The organism is Heyndrickxia coagulans 36D1, assembly GCF_000169195.2.
In the GTDB taxonomy this organism is placed as follows: domain Bacteria; phylum Bacillota; class Bacilli; order Bacillales; family Bacillaceae_C; genus Weizmannia; species Weizmannia faecalis.
In genome coordinates this window covers 1,410,110-1,430,918 of record NC_016023.1, presented here as the reverse complement: position 1 = coordinate 1,430,918, position 20,809 = coordinate 1,410,110, and the positions used below count along the sequence as shown (strand labels likewise).

Here is a 20,809-nt window from a genome sequence, read left to right as displayed (position 1 = left end):
AGGAGCAGATGCTTTTCTTCCAAAGGTAAGATGAACAAAGCCAAAAAGGTGCAAGTTCCTATTTGATATTTGCACCTTTTTGGCTTTTTCTTTTCCGGAGAAAACCTCATCTACTTATGATACGGTTCACCGTAACGATTTAAAGGCAATGATTTATAATAAAACAGCATGCAGTCAATCTTTTCTAAATGAATGTATGCTGTTTTATTTTATATTCAGACTGATAATTCTCTTGTAAAAAGAATTAAGTTACACAAATTTATCTAAGAATTTATTCACAATGTCAATAGTCTCAGAAATTTCTTGATTGTCGTTTGGATAATCTAAATCATTGAAGATCTCATTTTCAAAATCTATATCTCTAGCCTTTTGTATTAATTCATCTAATGAATAATTAAATTCTCGTTTCCTAAATTCACGATATAAAAAGTAAGAAACTTTAGTTTTCCATAAACTATTCTTCACTTCGGTAATATCTGACTTCGATTTTAGATTGGATTCGAGTGTAGATACCAATAATATATAATAGTGAAGTGGAATAAAAGAACGAATAAAAGGTATTACTCCGAAAGTGTCTGCCATGTCAAATAGTGCTAACGCTTGCCTGAGATTTCCATATACCGCCATAAAGAAAAGGTCTCCATTAGAAAGCATCTTTTTATCAAGATAATCATTTTCTTCTTTAAACTTTTCTATTCGATTTTCCCAGGACTCCGATGGATTGTCGCCTTCAAATAGGAGAATGAATGCAGAATTATGTTTATCAAAATGCTGCACTAAATCGTCGGTCGTTACTACTTTACTTCTGTATTCTTCAATATTTGAGATATTAGTAAACAAATTACAAAATAAATATTCTGCTATTTCATTGAGTTCTTTAGCATGTCGATTTACTATTACTGATGAGTATCTCAATGGTAAAATAAATAAATGATTTCCCATTTCTTCTAATATTCGAATGTTATCCTTAATTGTGTCAGAAATTATTGATTTCATTTTTTTCAAATATATTTTGTCCGAAATACCATTTACAGTATTTAGATAGCTTGGGATGGGATCATCAAAAACATGATATTCTCCAAGAAGGAAGAAGCTGTCCTGACCCCTATCATCAACATCAAATATAGTTGCAGCACTAAAACAATACGTATCCCTTGCTTTAAAAAGATAATCAAATACTAATCTCACGATATTCCTATTTTCATACCAAAATACATTAACTGAATCTATCATAGACAGAGAAATATCTTCCGTTGGAACCTTTCCTATTTCCTTTAGTAAAGAAAGGTATTTATTTTGAACAATATTTAGCTCTTCAAATAATGTGTTACTCATTTTGATCTCCCTCCTGGAGTATCTCCGGAAGACCAAATTGTTCCTCCAACAACTTTAAATGTCTATTCATTATCATTATACAATCGTGGGCAACGCTAGGGAGCTTTTGGAGATTATCTATGTCAGGTATACCATGATATTGATGGCCAGGGGCATTACATTTAAGAATAGAACTTTCTCTTATCGCCCCCCATAGTCCATGTTCATATATAGAATCATAATCATAGTAAAATTTCCATAGGTCTTCCTCATTAACATCCTTAAACTTTTTTCTAATATTCCCTTTGCCAAAATAGCTAGTATCAATATCAATAAATTCTTCATTTTTAAACTCTGAAACTAATAATTTTATATATTCAAAAGGGACATGGCTTCCTTCAACTTTTGGTCCTTCATCAGCATAGCGTCCATATATCATTTTATATTGACCAATACCGTAATCCTGATACTCACCCCATATATCATCATGATTTGGTTCCTCTAATAACAAATATTTTGTCATCATATAGTTTTCAATGATGGATCTCATTATTGTACGACCAGATATAGTATTTTCTAAATCATGATCAACTAGCTCAATTAGTCTTTTATAAGAATATGTGGCAATTCCTAAGAGAACTAGCATTCTATTATCTAGTGGTCTAGTTTCTGTAAATAATTTAGTATAATAATTCAAAACTTCGTATACATGCTGTTTATACTTTTTAAGATTAATCGGTTTATTTTCTTTACTTTCAGTATCCACGTAAAATGCCTCACAATCAGTTAATAAACTTAACCTCTTCCAAAAATCTCTAACAAATTCAATATTCACGGACTCTTCTTCGCCTACCCCTGTACTTACCATCATTTCAGTTGCACGAATGTTCGGTCTGTATATTGCCATTTCAGGATCATCATGTGAAATATAGGCATAACGAGAAATCATCTCAGGAAAAATACTATCAGTTGAAACATGGAATTTACCCGATAACATAAATTTATAGAGAATTAAAAACCGTACATCAGTAGTTAAATTACTATGTTGGTCGGAGAGATCTTCAAGAATCTCATTCAGTATTCCAATACGGTTTTTAATAGGAATATTATATCCCTTTACTGCCTTTGAAAATTCAGCAGACTGATCAGGGAAAATTAAGGATAGGGGTCTGAGTGGTTCTAAGACTTGTAGCTTATTCATGAACTCATAAATAGCCTTTTGTTTCTCATCAGGAAGTTTAAATATTAGTGATAATTTTGGAAAATCAACTTTTTCACTTTCAGCTAATTCATGAATATAATTTAATATTCTAATGCATTTATCTAACTGTTTATTCCTATCTCCATCATTTACTATTAAACCTAACCATACATACTCTGGCATTCTTCCATAGTACCAGGATTCCTCTTTAAGTAAGTCTTGAAAATGCTGATTAAATGGGGCAATTAACTTCCCTTTTTCAAATTTATGTTGGGATAATTTACTTCGTTCTAGCAAGGGTACCTTCCTCCGTTTCTATTACTTCTTAAAATAGCTCACAATTACTATTCCATCGTTTAGTTCGTGGAAAGACGCTCATTATTTATCACTACTCAATTTTTAGTAAATCTGTTCTATCTCTAAATTTTCGTCTGTCAAACCAAGCTCTTCTTGCTCTTTCTTAGTAAACAGAGACTCCTTGCCTTCCGTAAACTCTCGCAAAACTGCCTCAACTTTTATTACATCATCCCAGATTACGAAAGTAAAATAGTAATTTAAAATAAAAAAGTGCCCCATCCTTTGGTATAATTGATTTTGAAAAAAAACAATAACCAAGAAAGGGGGCACCTTTAAGGTGAATTATATCATTCCTGTCTCAAGAATTAAATATGAATTTAATTTAAAGAATAGTACAAAATTTAGTGGCATCCTCCCATTTCTGCAATTTCTGGAACGGATGAAAACCCAGCAGACTTTCCGGGGGTTTGATTGCTTAAAGAAAGACAATGCCAAATTTCCTCTAAGTAAAATATTTGTATATCTGATTGCGGGCTGGATGGCAGATTGCTCCCGTATGTTTCATTTTCAATCACTCCAGAATGACCCTTTGATTCGTGCTTTCTTAGGAGGAAAATGCCCGCATTATACGCTTTTAAGCAAGGATCTATTAAGGTTGGAGAAAATCGAGGATGCTGCCATAGAATTCAAAGAACGGGTGATGGACATCATCGAACCATGGCTGGATTCCGATCTCATTCTTGACTTTGATTCAAGTGTCGAAACGGTTTATGGAAACCAGGAGGGAGCGAAAATCGGGGTGAACCCCCATAAGCCGGGCAGAAAAAGCTACCACCCCCTTCTCGTTTTTGAAGGAAAATCCCATCTTTGCTTAAACGGTGTGCTAAGACCGGGAAACGTCCATTCAGCTGACAACGGAATTGAATTTGCCGAGGAAACCTATCGATTGCTTTCCGCTCAGTACCTTATCCGGTACGCCCGTTTTGACAAGGGATTTGGCGGAGAAAATTTTTACAGTTATTGGGAGCAGCAGAAGATTAACTACGCCGGCAAACTGAAATGGACATCAAGATTGAAAAAGTATGTTGAAAACGACAATTCTCCGTGGATCCGGTATGTTGATGATGAGCTGATTGTTATAGAGGGAAAAACAGTCTACTACCAAGCAACTTCCTGGGAAAAGCCAAGAAGAGTTGCGGTCATCCGAAAAGCTGACAAGTATGAGGAAGACCAGCTTCAATTGTTTGATTTTCTCTGGGATTATGAAGCCATTGTGACAACGATGGACTGGGAACCTATGGATATTTGGAGATTTTACAATCAGAGAGCCTGTCTGGAAAACTATATCAAAGAGTCTAAATATGGTTTTTCGATGGACAAGATTCCAACAGATTCTTTCGGGGCAAATCATATGGATCTTCTGATTAAATTACTGGCGTACAATTTATTCGAGATCTTTAAAAAGGACCATTGCCCGGCTGCGTTCAAGTCCTATACCATCAGGCGGTTTCGAAGAGAGTTTATTTATTCGGCCGGCGTGCTGACGTCTCACAGCCGGAGGGTCTCATTGAACATTTGTGAGACATATGCCCACAAATGGGCATTCCGGAAAATGATTCAAAGTGTGCGCATGATTGATTGAGAGACAGGAACTGAATACTGGAAATTAAAAAGCCCGCAAAGGTGGGGAGGGGGAAAGTATACCTTCAACCACCTGAAATTATAGATTTGGATTCCATATTTTACATTTACTTCCACGTGTGTGGATTTTAGCTATCAAATCGCTGCACTTTCGTAATTTGGGTTCATTTATTATATGCGCACAAAAATAAAGAGTCAACAATTTTATTGCGCAATGATTTAAAATTATTAATTTTATAATGCGCAATAAAATAGCCCCTCCTAAAAAAGAGAGGACTGTTATTTTGTTATAAATTTGAGAAAACCTCATCTACTTATGATACGGTTCCCCCCGGATAATCCGGAAGGCGCGGTAAATTTGTTCGACTAAAATGAGCCGCATGAGCTGGTGGGGGAAGGTCATTTTCGAAAAAGAGAGGCTTTCATTGCCGCGCTTGAGAACGGCTTGGCTTAAGCCGAGGCTGCCGCCGATTACAAAGGCAATTTTGCTTTTGCCGTATGTCGCCAGACGGTCGAGGGAACCGGCCAGTTCTTCTGACGATTTCATTTTCCCGTCTATCGCCAGGTTGATCACATAGGTGTCCGGGCTGATTTTTGCAAGGATCCGCCCGCCTTCCTTCTGCTTTACCAACTCCATTTCCGCTGGACTCAGCATTTCGGGCGCTTTTTCATCCGCTACTTCGATGATTTCAACTTTTGCGTAAGCGGAAAGCCGTTTTAAATATTCCTGAATGCCCTGCTTCAAATACTTTTCTTTCAATTTTCCCACTGTAACGATAGAGATATTCACAACTTACACCCACCTTACCCACAAGCTATTGACAAGAGTTATCCACATATCCACAGAAACTATCCACATTTTGTGTAGGAATAACCGTTCCATACAAGATATATTTCACCATTTTTCGCTATTCACAGCCTGTTTATAACCTTCTTTTCGAGCAATTTCCACAAATATCCGCCCGTACAAAAATTTTTTTCAACAAAATGTTCATTTCCGCTGCGGTCCGCAGCACGCTTTGCCCTGTTGATAACTGAATGCCGCAAAAAAAGGAAGGAAAAGCTTTCCGCCTTTCCTCCGCAGTTTGTTAATTGCTTCCCGAAGCGGTCCCGAGCGTTAATGTGAATGTTTTCGGCTGGCCGTTCCGGTATACCGACACTTTCACCTTATCACCGGGCTGTTTATGCTCATACAGGAATTTCCTTAATTCCACGGTGTTGTCTATCTTTTGATCGTCCAGTTTGTAAATGACGTCAAATTCTTTCAAACCGGCTTTACTTGCAGGGGACCCGTTTTCAACAGAGCCGATCACAACGCCGGTCGTCACATTGGCGGGCAATTTTAACGTTTCCTTCTGTTGGTAAGCCGAGATATCCGAGACGTTTACAATCCCGACACCCAATGCCGGCCGGGTAATTTTCCCTTTTGTCTCCAACTGATGGATGACCGGTTTTGCAGAATTAATTGGAATCGAAAATCCAATGCCTTCAACCGACTCATTTGAAATCTTCATGGAGTTAATCCCGACAACCTGGCCGGAAATATTGACTAAAGCACCACCGCTGTTGCCGGGGTTGATCGCAGCATCGGTTTGAATGACTTCTTCCTGCCAGTCTTCCGTTCCATCTTCATCGATATCCACCGGAACAGTCCGGTTCAACCCGGAAACAATCCCTTCTGTGACAGATCCGGCAAATTCTTCACCAAGCGGGTTGCCAATCGCAATGACAGTTTCTCCAAGTTTTAATGCATCCGAATCACCGAATTGGGCAACGGTTGTCACATTGCTGCCGTCTATTTGAAGAACGGCCAGATCCGTATATTTATCGCCGCCGACAAGTTTGGCAGAAAGCTTTTTCCCGTTCGATAAGGTCACTTCCAGCGCATTTGCCCCTTCAATCACATGGTAATTGGTGACGACATAAGCTTTATCACCGGCTTTTTTGTAAATAATCCCGGAACCGGATCCGGCTTCCTGAGAAGAAGAGGAAGAAGATTTTGAGTCCTGCCCAAACATATCATCAGACCAAATACTTTGTTTTTGAATGTTTGAGACGCCGACAACCGCTTTCTCCGTCTTTTCCACTGCTTTTGTAATATCGGTTGTCACCTTTAACGAGACGGTTTTCGTTGTTTTTGCCGTTGACGTGCTGGTATTTGCCACAGAATTTGAATCTACCGCAGAAGAGTCTGAGTTCGTTTTTCCAAAAATATTTGGAAAAAGAAGGGCTACCACAAGCGCCCCCACAATCACGCCAATCAGCCCGGAAAGAAAATAACCAAATTTTCCGCCGCTCCGCCTGTTTTCTTTTCCACGCCGTTGGCCGTCCTGATCATCATAATATCCCATTGCGCACCACCCTTTCTGTACTGATGAGGAAAATTGAAGTTTGGTGAAGGAGCTCTTTTTTGCCCGTTCTGATTCCATTATAATGGCTGATAATTAAAAATTACTAAAAATCAAGCGCCAAAATAAAAAGAAATATGGCCCGCCTGCCGATTAAACGCTGCGCCGGTTGTTGGCGGCGGGCCCCACAGCGACAGATTCTGCCACCGGATTGCTCTGGTTAAACAGCTGTTAAGGCCGTTGGAATTTTCGGGTCCGTATCATATAATGAAAAAGTTTCACCGACAGCCAGGCCCTGTTCCTGGAGCGTTTGGGAAACCGCCAGCCGTGCGAGGTCTTTCATATTGTTATCTTTGCTTAAATGGGCAAGGTATATTCGTTTTGTCCGGTCCCCGATCACTTCGCCCATCGCAAGTGCAGCATCTTCATTCGACACATGCCCGACATCGCTCAAAATGCGCTGTTTGACACTCCATGGATACCTTCCCATCCGGAGCATTTCCACATCGTGGTTGCTTTCAAAAACAAAAATATCCGCGTTGGAAATCGTTCCTTTCATCCGGTCGCTGACATAACCCGTATCCGTAATGATGACCAATTTTTTGCCGCCTTCATGAAAAATATAAAACATCGGCTGGGCGGCATCGTGGGAAACGCCGAACGACTCAATCTCAAGGCTTCCGAACGATTGGACAGATTCCATCCCGAATGAAAACTTCAAATCTGTTGGAATCTCTCCAATCATGCCTTCCATCGCCGACCATGTTTTGTCATTTGCATAAACCGGGAGCTGGTATTTCCGCGCCAGCACTCCGATTCCTTTAATATGGTCACTGTGTTCATGCGTAACAAGGATTCCGCTTAAATCGGCAATATTGCGGCCGATCTGCCCAAAAAGTTGTTCCATTTGCCTGCCGCTTAAACCTGCATCCACTAAAAAAGCATGCTGCTCCGTCTCCACATAGATCGCATTTCCCGTGCTTCCGCTCGCAAGTACACTAAATTGCATCCCCATCGTATCCTCTCCAAAATTATTGTGCATTTTCCATTTCGTTGACCTGGCCTTCAAATGCATTGATAAATAATTGCTCTGTTTCATTCCCGTGTTTTACCGTAAAATGCCATGTCGGCACAAGCACCTGGAGTTCGGGCACCCTCGTATAGTAACCGAGTTCCGCCTTCGTCACTTTGCTGTTCGGTTTCAGCGTTCCTTTCTTATATAAGGCCTCCACCGCCTTTACCGCCGACAGCGTCTCTTCTTCTTCCCGGTAGATTTTAATATTGGTCAAATACGTCTGGTCATAGGAAATGATTTCATTCCGGTCATTTAAATACACGGTCAGTTTCGCGTTCTTATTATTAAAAATCATTTTTCCGTTATATGTCTCATAAAAGACGGCCTGATTCAAGTCTTTATCATAGTTCCACAGTTTATAGCGGCTGCCGTAGAGCATATTTTCCTGAATAACCGCCTCCAGCTGGTCCGTTTTGATTTTTGTTCCCAATTTCACCGGCTTATCAAAAGCGGAACTGAGTTGATACCCGTTCACGATTTCCGCCTGCTGGTTTTTCAATTTTTTCAAGTCTTTTGCGGTAAATACTTTTTCTTCCGCGCTGATATACGGCCGTTTTGCCTTTCCTTTCGGCAGGTTCACGAACGTAATGTTTGCAGCCTTTAAACTTTGTTCCGCTGTCGGGCTGCCAATGACTTCATACTGATTTTTGACATGTTTGAAATACAACTGGCAGGAAAGGTAAATATCAAGCACCAAGAAAACAAGAATAAAGATTGTTTTTGTTTTACTCCAGTCCATCTTCATCCCCCCCTGCCATTTTCCAAATTCCGTCTTCGCAATAATACCAGGCCGGCTGCAGCGAAAGGATATCGTCACTGTCTTTTTGTAAACGGTACCCGACTGCAATATCTCTCACCTTGTTCATTTGAACGGAAGAGTTTGTCTGCAAGCCGGCGATTACATCCTGAGCCGGCGGGAGTTTAACAGCAGCCGGTTTTAACGGCAGGTTGAGCGACAGGTTGAAATACGGGCGGACATACTTGTAAATTTCCGATTTGCCTAAGTATTCCCGGATCTCCGCCATGCCGTCATCGTTAAAAACAGGATAGCCGTCTTTAAAAAGCCGGAACGTGACTTCATTTTCCCGCTCATTGATTTCGAAATACTGGTACTGGTCCGTCCAGCCGCTGTGCTGGTTAATAAAATCAATGGCCCGCGTCAGCAGATGGTTCGGATCGGAGCTGTACCCGATGTCTTCCCCTGGATTCACGAAGGTTAAGACTTTATTGGATTCATCTGTCCGCAACAGGCTGATACCATTTGTATATTCCCCCGCCACTTTCTTTACAAAGTTTGGATCGGCAAACAGCGCTTTTTTAAATTTATCAATTTCAATATCGGTTGTCGCATATTTGTACTGGTTCACCACCGGATTTCCGGCAGGCAGGTAGATTCTTCTCGGGCCGGAAAGGGCAAAGGCAGTATACGGCTTGTACAAAGATTTGTTGTCGTTCAGTTTTGAGATGAACACCTGAATGGATTTTTGATCTGTGCTTGCCTCATATACTTTATTGGACGCCGTTGAAATAAAGTAAACATGGTTTAAGTTTTTGGTTCCCTTGTTTAATTCGATAACAATATGGTCAAAATCGGCATCCGGCACTTTTTTATTGGCAAAGTTCAGGACCGATTGATAGACACTGAACGGGACAGGGGCCGGAAAGTCCAATTCAATTCTGTTTTTTCCGTACATTAAATTATACAGGTCTTTTTTTTGCAACAGGCGGGAGCTGCTCATATCAAATGTCCATGTTCGAAGCAGATTCATCACCCGTGAAATTTCCCCGTCATGAACCGTGCCGGTTGTCCCGTCATTCTCATGGTAAAGTATTTTGTCAGGGAGGATGATGCCGGGCACCTTTTTTTCCTTCGCAATCGCGATATTGTCCAGATCTTTTAAGTTGAGCAAGTCATAATTCGGCTGGTTGTTCCAAATCAGCCACGTTAACAACAAGCTCAGAAGCACGAGCAACGTCAATATGATGGTTTTTGCTTTTTCAAGACTCATAGCCACTCATCCTCTTGTGCCGGTTCGTAGGGAAGGGTAAAGTAAATGGTCGTTCCTTTTCCTTCTTTACTGCTTGCCCAAATGCTTCCGCCGTGCATTTCCACCATTTCTTTTGCAATTGCAAGGCCGAGCCCTGTTCCGCCGAGTTTGCGGCTGCGCGCTTTATCAACACGGTAAAAGCGCTCGAAAATTTTCTTTACGTTTTCTTTCGGGATGCCTACACCCTGGTCAGAAATGCTGACTTCAATTTTTTCGTTCAGTTCCCTCAGCTTAAACGTAATCTGGCCACCTTCAGGGGAGTACTTCAACGCATTGGATATAATGTTGTACAACACCTGGGTCATTTTATCTTCATCGATTTCCACAAAAATTTCCGTATTCGGCAGCTTACGTTTGAACGTGACATTTTGCTGCTTTGCCATTTCAAACCGGTCAATGACATGGTGGAAAAACTCCACAAAATTGACCCACTCTTTATTTAAATGTTCGTCTTTGCTGTCCATTTTTGAAAGCTTCAGCAAATCATTCACCAGCCGGATCATTCGTTCCGTTTCATTTTGCGTCACGCCTAAAAACTGCGGTGCAATTTTCTCATCTTTCCATGCCCCGTCTGTTAAAGCTTCCAAATAGCTTCTCATCGTGGTCAGCGGCGTTCTCAATTCATGGGACACATTGGCCACAAATTCGCGGCGTTCCATATCAATTTTCTCCTGCTCGGTGACATCATGCAAAACCGTAATCAGGCCGCTGACAAAACCGGCTTCATTTTGAATCACCGAAAAATTCGCCCGTAAAATATACGGTTCTTCCTCCGTACTGAAGTCAAGGATAACGGAATCCTGCTCTGTCAATAAATCATCAAACTTATGTTCATTCTCAATTTTTAAAACCGATATAAGCGGCTGGGAAAGCACTGTTTCACGTGAAACATCCAGCATCTCGGCAGCCGGCTCGTTAATTAAAATAATCCTTCCTCTCCGGTCGGTCGCAATTACACCGTCTGTCATATGGGTCAGGATGGAGTCGAGTTTTCTTCTCTCGCCTTCCGTGCTGGCCTGCGCCTCCTGCAGCTTTTTTGTCATATGGTTAAACGAATAAGCGAGCTGTCCGATCTCATCATTCCCGATCACTTTGACTTTCCGGGCAAAATTGCCGCGTGCCATCGCCATCGCCTGCTTGCGGATCTCACTGAGCGGCTTTGAAATCGTGCGTGCGGTAATGATGCCAAGCAGGGCTGTAACCAGTACGGCAATAACCGTCCCCGTCATAAAAATCTGGTTAATCGCCTGCACCTGGCGGTAAACCGTTTCAATTTTGGAGACAAGGTAAATGATTCCGATCAGCTCACCATTTGCTTTAATCGGGGAAGCCAGCACCCACATTCGGTCGCCAGTCTGCTTGTCCAAATAAATCTGGTCTTCCGGCTGGCCGGTTACACGGACGCTTTTGACAATATCTTCGGTTGTTTTTTGGCCGACAATGCTCTGGTCATTGGAAGAAGTACCCAAAATAACGCCGCTGTGCGCGTCGATCAGCCGGATTTCAGATACATCCGTGCTTTTAAAATCGCCCAGTACTTTCCTCACTTTTAACGTAATATCCGCCGCCTGGTTCTGCTTTTTCGTCAACAGGTCTTCAATACTGTATTCAAGCACATTGACCTGGTCGTATATCGATTTTTTAAAATTCGTCTCGAGCTGGTTTTCCAGCTTATTGATAAAATACACCCCAATAATCTCCATCGCGACGACGATCAGCAGAATATAAATCAGGACAAACTTAAAGTGAATAGACTGGAAGAATTTCACCTTATTCATTTGGCTACTCCTGTTCAGGGTTGCGCAAATAATAACCGACACCGCGCCTTGTCACAATCCACTCGGGGTGGCTCGGGTTATCTTCCACTTTTTCGCGGAGCCGTCTGACCGTTACGTCCACTGTCCGGACATCGCCGTAATAGTCATAACCCCACACGGTTTCAAGCAAGTGCTCACGCGTCATCACTTGCCCGATATGCTTCGCCAGATAGTGGAGCAGCTCAAATTCGCGGTGCGTCAGTTCAATTGTCTCGCCGCGTTTTGAGACGACATAAGCATCCGGATGAATGACAAGTGAACCGATCGCAATTTCATTGGATTCCTCTTCCTCACCCGGAGCCGCGGGCGTCTGCTGGTGCCGCCGCAAATTCGCTTTGACACGGGCAATCAGTTCACGGGTGCTGAAAGGTTTTGTGACATAATCATCGGCACCGAGCTCAAGGCCGAGCACTTTATCAATTTCCGAATCTTTTGCCGTTACCATAATGATCGGCATATTGTATTTTTTCCGCACTTCGCGGCAAACTTCCATGCCATCCCGCTTCGGCAGCATAATATCAAGGACAATTAAATCCGGCTGCACCTCTTCCACCTTTTCCAATGCTTCCTCACCGTCATAAGCGCAATACACCGTATAGCCCTCTTTTGTTAAATTAAACTGCAAAATATCGGCAATCGGTTTTTCATCATCCACGACCAAAATTTTTTTATCCATCGTCCATACTCCTTCATTTAAAATGCGCCATTTTCATTGATTGACATCTATCTACAATTTTCTATCATCTTTAGTCTTTATGTTCCTAAAAAATCTCATTTTCCCCGAATCATGGCGAACAGCAATGCCCCTGGAAATCCAGAAGCATTGCTGCTCTGTATCAAAGGATTCACAGGCAGCTTCCAGCAGCCATACTATTACAATTTTAACTTACTTGCATAAAAATTGTCCAATTCTACTGAAACCATGCCCCCTGGTAATATCTATCAAGAGTGCCGGGGGATACGGCTTGCATCCTGTTTTCCATTCTGGCGGGTTAGAAGAGCCATATAATAAAAAAGCACTCGATGGGCTACATAGCTTGAACAGGCACGAAATCGGGGGTTAGGTGAACCATATAATAAAAAAGCACTACGAGAGTCTAAGTCATCGCAGTGCTTTTTAGTAAATGGCCCGGGACGGAATCGAACCGCCGACACAAGGATTTTCAGTCCTTTGCTCTACCGACTGAGCTACCGGGCCCGAACCGAAAACAAATATGTATAATTAAAAATGGCGGTCCCGACGGGAATCGAACCCGCGATCTCCTGCGTGACAGGCAGGCGTGATAACCGCTACACCACGGGACCATTGTGCATTTTGTAACAACAGAAGTAATGTTATCATATCTATCATCCATTTTGCAACACATTTCTACAAATTTTTTAAGTGAATGGCAATTGAAATTTCAGCAAATGTTCATTTTCAAGCATGGCCGCCGTAAAAGATGGAAAATCATGACCCACTTTAAAACAATATAAAAACGGCGAGAAACCCCTTTTATGGGATCTCGCCGTTTTTTCCGTTCTAGTGGACATTCTGGGATGAAAATCGCTTTTAGCAACCTCACCCGATGATGCTTTTTCATCGGTTTTCTTTTCGACGTGGTTCCACTACCGTTTTTCCGGCAGCCCAAATCCGATTCGTCCGGGTTTTCCGTCACACCCGCCAGACACTTTGCACCACAATCGTCTGCAGGCGGTCCGGACCGACGGAAAACATGGAAAGGGGAACCCCGGTCAGTTGGGAAATGCGCTCTAGGTAATGGCGGGCATTGTCCGGGAGCTCATCAAGGGAACGGCAGCCGGTAATATCTTCCGTCCAGCCCGGCAGTTCTTCGTAAACCGGTTCGCATTCAGCCAGCACTTTTAAGCTGGCCGGGAACGCTTCAAGCACTTTCCCTTTATAGCGGTAGGCGACACAAATTTTCAACGTTTCAATGCCGGTCAGTACATCGAGCAGGTTTACGGACAAGTCTGTCAGGCCGCTCACCCGGCGCGCATGGCGGACGACAACACTGTCAAACCAGCCGACACGGCGCGCTCTTCCTGTCGTTGTGCCGTATTCATGTCCGGTTTCGCGGATCCGGTCGCCGGTTTCATCCAAAAGCTCTGTCGGGAACGGGCCATCGCCAACACGTGTCGTATAAGCCTTGGCAATGCCGACAACATGGTTGATTTTCGACGGGCCGACACCGGAACCGATTGTGACGCCGCCGGCAATCGGGTTGGATGATGTGACAAACGGATAAGTTCCCTGGTCAATATCGAGCATGACCCCTTGCGCCCCTTCAAAAAGGACGCGTTTGCCCGCATCAAGCGCGTCGTTTAAAACAACCGACGTATCGCAGACATATTGTTTAAAGCGCTGGCCGTATTCGTAATAAGGCTCCAAAATTTCTTCCAGCGTAAAGCCTTCCGTTTCGTATATTTTTTCAAACAGACGGTTTTTTTCCTCAAGATTGCGCGTCAGTTTTTCTTTGAATTCTTCGTAATCAAGCAGATCAGCAATCCGGATACCGGTCCTTGCTGCTTTATCCATATACGCCGGGCCGATCCCTTTTTTCGTCGTGCCGATTTTATTGCTGCCTTTCCGTTCCTCTTCTGCACCGTCCAGTTTAATATGGTAAGGCAGAATGACGTGCGCACGGTTGGAGATGCGCAAGTTTTCCGTTGAAATACCCCGTCCGTTCAGATAATCCAGTTCCTCGACGAGCGCCTTTGGATCGACGACGACACCGTTTCCGATAACACAAATTTTGTCTTTATAAAAAATCCCCGACGGAATCAAATGTAGTTTATACGTTTCCCCATTAAAACGGATGGTATGGCCCGCGTTATTCCCGCCCTGATAGCGGGACACCACTTCCGCATTTTCAGAGAGGAAGTCGGTAATTTTTCCCTTTCCTTCGTCCCCCCATTGTGTACCTACCACGACAACTGACGACATTGAGTGCACCTCCGCATATTTTACAAATCATGATTTCCATCCATCATTTTACCAGCTTAAACCGCCAACAGTCAATGTAAATCCGAACATTTATATATTTTTTCAGCGTTTTTATTCGTAAAACGCACAAAAAAAGCCTTTCCCCGAAAAGGAAAAGCTTCATATCGATACTTGCTATGCCGGAACAGGCGCATCGTCAAACCGCCGTTCCAGGTTCACAAATTTATTGTACTCTTTTATAAAAGCGAGCTGGACGGTGCCGACCGGGCCGTTCCGCTGCTTCGCAATAATGATTTCAATGATGTTTTTATTCTCCGTGTCCTGTTCATAATAGTCTTCCCTGTACAGAAAAGCCACGATATCAGCATCTTGTTCAATGCTTCCCGATTCACGAATATCGCTCATCATCGGGCGCTTATCCTGCCGTTGTTCGACGCCCCGGGAAAGCTGGGAAAGGGCAATGACCGGCACTTCAAGTTCACGCGCCAGCGCCTTCAGCGATCTTGAAATCTCAGAAACTTCCTGCTGCCGGTTTTCCCGGGAACGGGCGCTTCCTTGGATCAGCTGCAAATAGTCGATGACCACCATGCCAAGCCCGTGCTCTTGTTTCAGGCGCCGGCATTTCGAGCGGATTTCCGTTACCCTTACTCCAGGGGTATCATCAATATAAATGCCGGAATTAGAGAGGCTTCCCATTGCCATCGTCAGTTTCCGCCAGTCTTCGTCTGTCAGCGCCCCGGTCCGGAGCCGCTGGGCATCGATATTGCCTTCCGCGCACAGCATCCGCATGACAAGTTGTTCAGCGCCCATTTCAAGGCTAAAGATCGCCACATTTTCCTCTGTCTTCGTGCCGACGTTTTGCGCGATATTGAGGGCAAATGCCGTTTTCCCGACAGACGGGCGCGCCGCCACAATAATCAAATCATTGCGCTGGAAACCGGCTGTCATCCGGTCAAGCTCGTAAAACCCTGTCGGTATCCCGGTGACGTCGCCTTTCCGGTTATGGAGCATTTCGATGTTATCATATGTGCTGACAAGGACATCTTTGATATGTTTAAAATCGCCGGCATTTTTGCGCTGGGCCACTTCCATAATGCTGCGTTCGGCTTCATCAAGCAGTTCATCGACATCGTCTTCCCGCGTATAGCCTTCCTGGGCAATATGGGTGGCAGTCCGAATCAGGCGCCTGAGCAAAGCTTTCTCAGCTACAATTCCGGCATAGTAAGCGATATTGGCCGCTGTCGGAACGCTTGCGGCCAGTTCGCTCAAATAAGAGAGGCCGCCTGCATCTTCAAGCTGCCGGGTGGCTGATAATTCTTCCGCCACTGTTACAAGATCGACTGCCTTGCCGGCATCATTCAGCTTCGCAAACACCTGGAAAATTTTTTGATGGGCATTCCGGTAAAAATCCTCTGCCGTCAAAATTTCCGAAGCTGTTATAAATGCAGAAGGCTCCAAAAAAATGGCACCAAGCACTGCCTGTTCCGCCTCAATATTTTGGGGGGGAATGCGGTCTTGCAATTCATTCATTTTGAATCCTCCATTTTATCCTAAATCATCCAGTTCCGGCACCAAACATAAGCATGCCGGGGAGAATGGCAGTTTAACCGGTAACCCGTTTGCCGTAAGAGAACCGCACACTTATTCCAAATAGAAAAAATGTGATCACGATAAAATGGATCACATTTTTCTGCACGTACTATTATTTTAACACGCGGAAAACAAAAAGAAAGCTGGTAAAATACGTTTCTATTCGGAAACGTGGACATTGAGCACTGCCGTTACGTTATGATGTAATCTGACCGGCACTTTCGTGTAACCCAAAGTGCGGATCGCATCCGGCAGCTCTATTTTTCTTTTATCCACCTGAATCTGGAAGCTTTTTTTCAGTTGTTCAGAGATTTGTTTGCTTGTAACCGAGCCGAACAGTCGCCCGTCCTGGCCCGATTTGGCTTTGATTTCAACCGTTATGTTCTCAAGTTTCTCTTTTAATTTTTTGGCTTCTTCCAGTTCTTCCTGCGCCAGTTTTTCTTCTTTCCGTTTTTGGGCTTCCATGCTTTTCAGATTGGCAGGCGTCGCTTCTATTGCCGCCCCGTTTTTGAACAAATAATTGTGGGCATAACCATCCGCCACATTTTTAATGTCTCCTTTTTTTCCTTTGCCTTTTACGTCTTTCAGGAATATGACCTTCATGATTGCTGACTCCCTTCCATATACTCTTCTATCACTTGAATGAGCTTTTCTTCTGCCTCATCAACCGTTATATTTTTCATCTGGGTGGCTGCATTGGAAAGGTGCCCGCCGCCATCCAGCGTTTCCATAATGATTTGCACATTGACGCTTCCAAGCGACCTTGCGCTGATCCCCACTTCATTCTCGCTGCGCCGTCCGATGACAAAAGAAGCATCGACGCCGTTCATCATTAAAATCGTATCGGCAGCCTGCGCCATTAAAACAGGGGAATAAATGGTATCATTTTTCCCTTTTGCCACCGCGATGCCGTTTAGCGGAAATTTAACGGTTTCCACAAGCTTGGCGCGCTGGATATACGAACGCAAATCTTCTTTTAAAAATTTTTGTACAAGCACCGTATCGGCGCCCTGGGCACGAAGATAGGATGCTGCATCAAACGTCCGTGAGCCTGTCCGCAATGTAAAACTTTTTGTATCCACTATTATACCAGCAAGCAGGGCAGTTGCTTCAAGCATATTGATTTTGCCGTTTTTCGGTTGGTATTCCATCAATTCGGTTACAAGTTCGGATGTCGAAGAGGCGTACGGTTCCATATAGACAAGCAGCGGGTTTTTAATAAAGTCTTCCCCGCGGCGGTGATGGTCAATGACAACGACATTTTCAATCCGCCTGACGATTCGTTCATCGATGACAAGGGAAGGCTTGTGCGTATCAACGACAACAAGCAATGTGTCATCCGTCGCCATTTCAAGCGCCTCATCCGGTGTAATGAAGCGGGCATACAAATCCGGATACTGTTTTATTTCCCCAAGCAGCCGCTTGACACTTGTGTCCGTTTCACTCGGATTTAAAATAATATAGCCGTCTTTTTGGTTGATTTCCGCCACTTTCCGGATGCCGACAGCCGCTCCGATGGCATCCATATCCGGAAATTTGTGGCCCATGATCATCACTTTGTCTCTTTCCATCATGAGTTCCCGCAGCGCATGGGAAATCACGCGGGCCCGGACCCTTGTCCGCTTTTCAACCGGATTTGTTTTGCCACCGTAAAATTTCACTTTTCCGTTCGCCTGCCGGATGGCAACCTGGTCACCACCGCGCCCGAGGGCAATGTCGAGACTCGATTGGGCAAGCTCCCCAAGTTCGGGGAGGGACGGGACACCTGCGCCAACCCCGATGCTCAAAGTCAGCGCCACGTTTTGCTTCGCTGTGGCCTCCCTGACTTCATCAAGAATCGAGAATTTATTGTCTTCCAATTCATGCAAAATCCGTTCATTAAATACCGCAATAAATTTATCAGACGAAATTCGTTTAAAAAACAGGCCGAACTCCATTGTCCATTTGTTTAAAATCGAGGTCACGAGACTGTTCAGGCTGCTGACAGACTGGTCGTCCATGCCTTGTGTCACTTCATCATAGTTGTCCAAATAAATAATGGCGATCACGGTCCGTTCATCTTCATACAACTGCTCGACTTCGGCCTGTTCCGTAATGTCGAAAAAATAAAGCAGCCGCTCTTCCAGTTTCAGGACAACCCTGTACTTCCTTTCATTCAGACTAATCGTCTCGGAATGCATTTCCTGCTTAATCAGCGGTACGAGCACTTCCGCTACATCATAAAGGGAACGCCCGACAAGTGTATCTTCATTAAAGCAGGAGGCCATAAACGGATTTGTCCATTCAATGATGTAATCTTCATTGTACAGCATGATCCCGATCGGCATTTCCATCAGCGCTTCTTCACCGACGCGTTTGACCCGGTAGGAAAGATTGGAGATATAGCGTTCGATTTCTTCGCTCGACCGTTGTTCCACGTAAAATGCGCAGTAGGATAACGCCCCGAGCACAACAATGCCGGCTGCCGTTATCCACCAGTGGTAAAAGAAAATAATACCGAGCAGGATGAGAGACACTGCAATTAAGCCGTATAACGGATAGCGCATGAACCGTTTATTGTAGTAAGAAGGCATACCTTCAGCTCCTATATTGAGAAACTAAGAAAGGGTCACTTTTGAATCATCCGCCTGAAATCAAATCCTAAATCCATTATACCGAATATCATAACAAGATAAAGCAGCGGGCTGAATATGATTGATAAAATGACGGCGAAAGCCAGTAACCCTTTTGGCCATTTTTTCTCGTGGCTGACAAAGCTTATAAAAGCGTACCCCTGCAGCAAAATGAGAATTTGGAAAATCAGCATCAGATTCAGAACCGCTTTTGCAAAGAAGCTGCCCGTGTCCCCGCGCATCAGCAGGTTGGCTGCCATTGCCAGAATGAAATACCATAAGATATTCCCCGGCAGCCGCATTTCACGGAAAGGTGGAAAGGACGGAACCGGGACACCGAAACGTTTGGCGATTGGAAAGTTCACAGAAATGAGCACAAAAACGGCAATAAAGGCAGACAGCAATAACAGGCTCGGCAAATAGACAGAATACATCTGGCTTGCGGCATCGGCCATTTGCGCAAACCGGTCCTCATAGGCCTGTGGTTCCCCAAGGCTGTTGACAAGAGATTTCGACTGTTCGATTGACTGCTGCATGATTTTTAAGTTTTCCGCGATGATATTCAAGTGGAAAAACTTCAGGGTGGCAAACAGCCCGATGATCGTGATGGCTAAAAAGGTCAGGCTGGTTGCTATGTATATAAATAATTTAGATTTTTTTCGCTGAATAGCGTATCCCATAACAAATCCAATACAAACGAAAAAAACGGCCATCGGGATTGCCATGACTGTTCCCATAATGGCAGACACAAGCAAACAAACCAGACAGAAGACAAGAATTGAACGCAAAGAATATTTGGCACAAAACAGGATAAAAGGCAGCGGAAGAAAAACCAAAACAATTATCCGGATCACCGGGACATGCAATGCAACAAGCAGCATGACGCCGAAAACCGCTGCAAGCATCGCCCCTTCTGTCAGCATTCTTGTTTTTTTCACACGCATGCTCCCTTCAAAAAACCATCATTTCCCCTCATTTTACCATAACCATTCCATGAAGCAAAAAGATAATAAAATGAAAAAAGACAACCTGAAAACAGGGTGTCTTTTTTCATTCATATATTGAAAGAAAAATCCAGTTGCTTTTTCCGCTGCTTATTTGTCTTCTGCAACATAAGGAAGCAACGCCATTTGACGTGCGCGTTTGATTGCAGTTGTCAATTTACGTTGGTATTTTGCACTTGTACCCGTTACACGACGAGGAAGAATTTTTCCTCTTTCAGAAATGAACTTTTTCAGCAAGTCCACATCTTTATAGTCGATATGGGTAATATGGTTCGCTGTAAAGTAGCATACTTTCCGGCGTTTCCGTCCGCCTCTGCGTCCACCTGCCATTTTTTCACCCTCCTTTATATCACAACTTTACGGGTTTGCCCGCATTAAAACGGAAGATCATCATCAGAGATGTCAATCGGTTGTCCATCATTAGAGAATGGATCTTCATCAGGCTTTGAATCATTACGCTGATACTGATTTTGATTCTGATTGTACCCCGGGAAAGCACTCCCTTGGTTGTTCCCGTAATTCTGGCTGCTGCCGCGTTCCTGATTCGCACTTCTCGGTTCAAGAAACTGGACGCTGTCTGCCACGACCTCTGTGACATACACGCGCCGGCCGTCCTGAGCTTCGTAGTTGCGTGTCTGAATCCGGCCGTCTACGCCTGCCAGACTTCCTTTTTTTAAGTAGTTGGCCACATTTTCAGCCTGCTTTCTCCAAACAACACAATTGATGAAATCCGCTTCCCTTTCCCCCTGCTGGTTTGTAAACGTACGGTTTACAGCCAGGGTAAAAGTAGCAACCGCTACTCCGCTCGGCGTATAGCGCAAATCGGGATCTTTTGTCAGCCTGCCTACGAGAACAACACGGTTCAACATCAGAATCAACCCCTCTCATGATTCAAAATCCGTTTCACGTGAAACGTTT

General features: G+C 43.7%; 18 protein-coding genes and 2 tRNA genes. 1 reads left to right on the top strand and 19 read right to left on the bottom strand.

Annotation, left to right across the window (positions count from 1 at the left end; genetic code table 11):
- Positions 1-249: 249 nt before the first annotated feature.
- From BCOA_RS23990 to BCOA_RS23980, 3 genes are all read right to left on the bottom strand, one after another.
- Positions 250-1,335: a hypothetical protein gene (locus BCOA_RS23990; protein WP_014096637.1), complete on the bottom strand. Its 1,086-nt coding sequence runs from the start codon at positions 1,333-1,335 to the stop codon at positions 250-252.
- Positions 1,328-2,812: a DUF5677 domain-containing protein gene (locus tag BCOA_RS23985; protein ID WP_014096636.1), complete on the bottom strand. Its 1,485-nt coding sequence runs from the start codon at positions 2,810-2,812 to the stop codon at positions 1,328-1,330. The genes BCOA_RS23990 and BCOA_RS23985 overlap by 8 nt, the downstream gene beginning before the upstream one ends.
- A gap of 102 nt (positions 2,813-2,914) precedes the next feature.
- Complete coding sequence (locus tag BCOA_RS23980; protein WP_014096635.1) at positions 2,915-3,130, bottom strand: hypothetical protein; 216 nt, start codon at positions 3,128-3,130, stop codon at positions 2,915-2,917.
- A 19-nt stretch (positions 3,131-3,149) separates the two neighbouring features.
- Here BCOA_RS23980 and BCOA_RS23975 point away from each other — a divergent pair, with 19 nt between their 5' ends.
- Positions 3,150-4,454 (top strand): IS1380-like element ISBco2 family transposase, encoded by a 1,305-nt coding sequence (locus BCOA_RS23975; RefSeq protein WP_014096634.1) that lies wholly within the window; start codon positions 3,150-3,152, stop codon positions 4,452-4,454.
- A 309-nt stretch (positions 4,455-4,763) separates the two neighbouring features.
- On the opposite strand, the gene rlmH is transcribed toward BCOA_RS23975, so the two are convergent.
- From rlmH to ssb, 16 genes are all read right to left on the bottom strand, one after another.
- Positions 4,764-5,243, bottom strand: a complete 480-nt coding sequence (gene rlmH, locus BCOA_RS23970; RefSeq protein WP_014096633.1) for a 23S rRNA (pseudouridine(1915)-N(3))-methyltransferase RlmH — start codon at positions 5,241-5,243, stop codon at positions 4,764-4,766.
- 298 nt (positions 5,244-5,541) lie between these two features.
- On the bottom strand, positions 5,542-6,804 hold the full coding sequence (locus BCOA_RS23965; RefSeq protein ID WP_014096632.1) for a S1C family serine protease: 1,263 nt from the start codon (positions 6,802-6,804) through the stop codon (positions 5,542-5,544).
- A 217-nt stretch (positions 6,805-7,021) separates the two neighbouring features.
- On the bottom strand, positions 7,022-7,816 hold the full coding sequence (locus BCOA_RS23960) for an MBL fold metallo-hydrolase (RefSeq protein WP_013860872.1): 795 nt from the start codon (positions 7,814-7,816) through the stop codon (positions 7,022-7,024).
- Between the two features lie 16 nt (positions 7,817-7,832).
- Positions 7,833-8,615, bottom strand: a complete 783-nt coding sequence (locus BCOA_RS23955) for a two-component system regulatory protein YycI (protein WP_014096631.1) — start codon at positions 8,613-8,615, stop codon at positions 7,833-7,835.
- Complete coding sequence (locus BCOA_RS23950; protein ID WP_014096630.1) at positions 8,602-9,885, bottom strand: YycH family regulatory protein; 1,284 nt, start codon at positions 9,883-9,885, stop codon at positions 8,602-8,604. The genes BCOA_RS23955 and BCOA_RS23950 overlap by 14 nt, the downstream gene beginning before the upstream one ends.
- Positions 9,882-11,702, bottom strand: a complete 1,821-nt coding sequence (gene walK / locus BCOA_RS23945; protein WP_014096629.1) for a cell wall metabolism sensor histidine kinase WalK — start codon at positions 11,700-11,702, stop codon at positions 9,882-9,884. Before walK ends, BCOA_RS23950 begins: the two co-directional genes overlap by 4 nt.
- Before the next feature lie 4 nt (positions 11,703-11,706).
- On the bottom strand, positions 11,707-12,417 hold the full coding sequence (yycF, locus tag BCOA_RS23940) for a response regulator YycF (protein ID WP_014096628.1): 711 nt from the start codon (positions 12,415-12,417) through the stop codon (positions 11,707-11,709).
- A 449-nt stretch (positions 12,418-12,866) separates the two neighbouring features.
- A tRNA-Phe gene (locus BCOA_RS23935) sits at positions 12,867-12,939 on the bottom strand.
- Between the two features lie 31 nt (positions 12,940-12,970).
- Positions 12,971-13,046, bottom strand: a tRNA-Asp gene (locus BCOA_RS23930).
- A 349-nt stretch (positions 13,047-13,395) separates the two neighbouring features.
- Positions 13,396-14,685, bottom strand: coding sequence for an adenylosuccinate synthase (locus BCOA_RS23925; protein ID WP_014096627.1), 1,290 nt, complete (start codon positions 14,683-14,685; stop codon positions 13,396-13,398).
- A gap of 174 nt (positions 14,686-14,859) precedes the next feature.
- Positions 14,860-16,215, bottom strand: a complete 1,356-nt coding sequence (dnaB, locus tag BCOA_RS23920; RefSeq protein ID WP_014096626.1) for a replicative DNA helicase — start codon at positions 16,213-16,215, stop codon at positions 14,860-14,862.
- 219 nt (positions 16,216-16,434) lie between these two features.
- Positions 16,435-16,878, bottom strand: a complete 444-nt coding sequence (rplI, locus tag BCOA_RS23915) for a 50S ribosomal protein L9 (protein WP_014096625.1) — start codon at positions 16,876-16,878, stop codon at positions 16,435-16,437.
- Entirely contained in the window at positions 16,875-18,848 is a 1,974-nt protein-coding gene (locus BCOA_RS23910; protein WP_014096624.1) for a DHH family phosphoesterase, read from the bottom strand. Before BCOA_RS23910 ends, rplI begins: the two co-directional genes overlap by 4 nt.
- A gap of 35 nt (positions 18,849-18,883) precedes the next feature.
- Positions 18,884-19,831 (bottom strand): YybS family protein, encoded by a 948-nt coding sequence (locus tag BCOA_RS23905; RefSeq protein ID WP_041817985.1) that lies wholly within the window; start codon positions 19,829-19,831, stop codon positions 18,884-18,886.
- Between the two features lie 150 nt (positions 19,832-19,981).
- Positions 19,982-20,221 (bottom strand): 30S ribosomal protein S18, encoded by a 240-nt coding sequence (gene rpsR, locus BCOA_RS23900; RefSeq protein WP_013860883.1) that lies wholly within the window; start codon positions 20,219-20,221, stop codon positions 19,982-19,984.
- A gap of 44 nt (positions 20,222-20,265) precedes the next feature.
- Entirely contained in the window at positions 20,266-20,760 is a 495-nt protein-coding gene (gene ssb, locus BCOA_RS23895; RefSeq protein WP_014096622.1) for a single-stranded DNA-binding protein, read from the bottom strand.
- Positions 20,761-20,809: the final 49 nt, after the last annotated feature.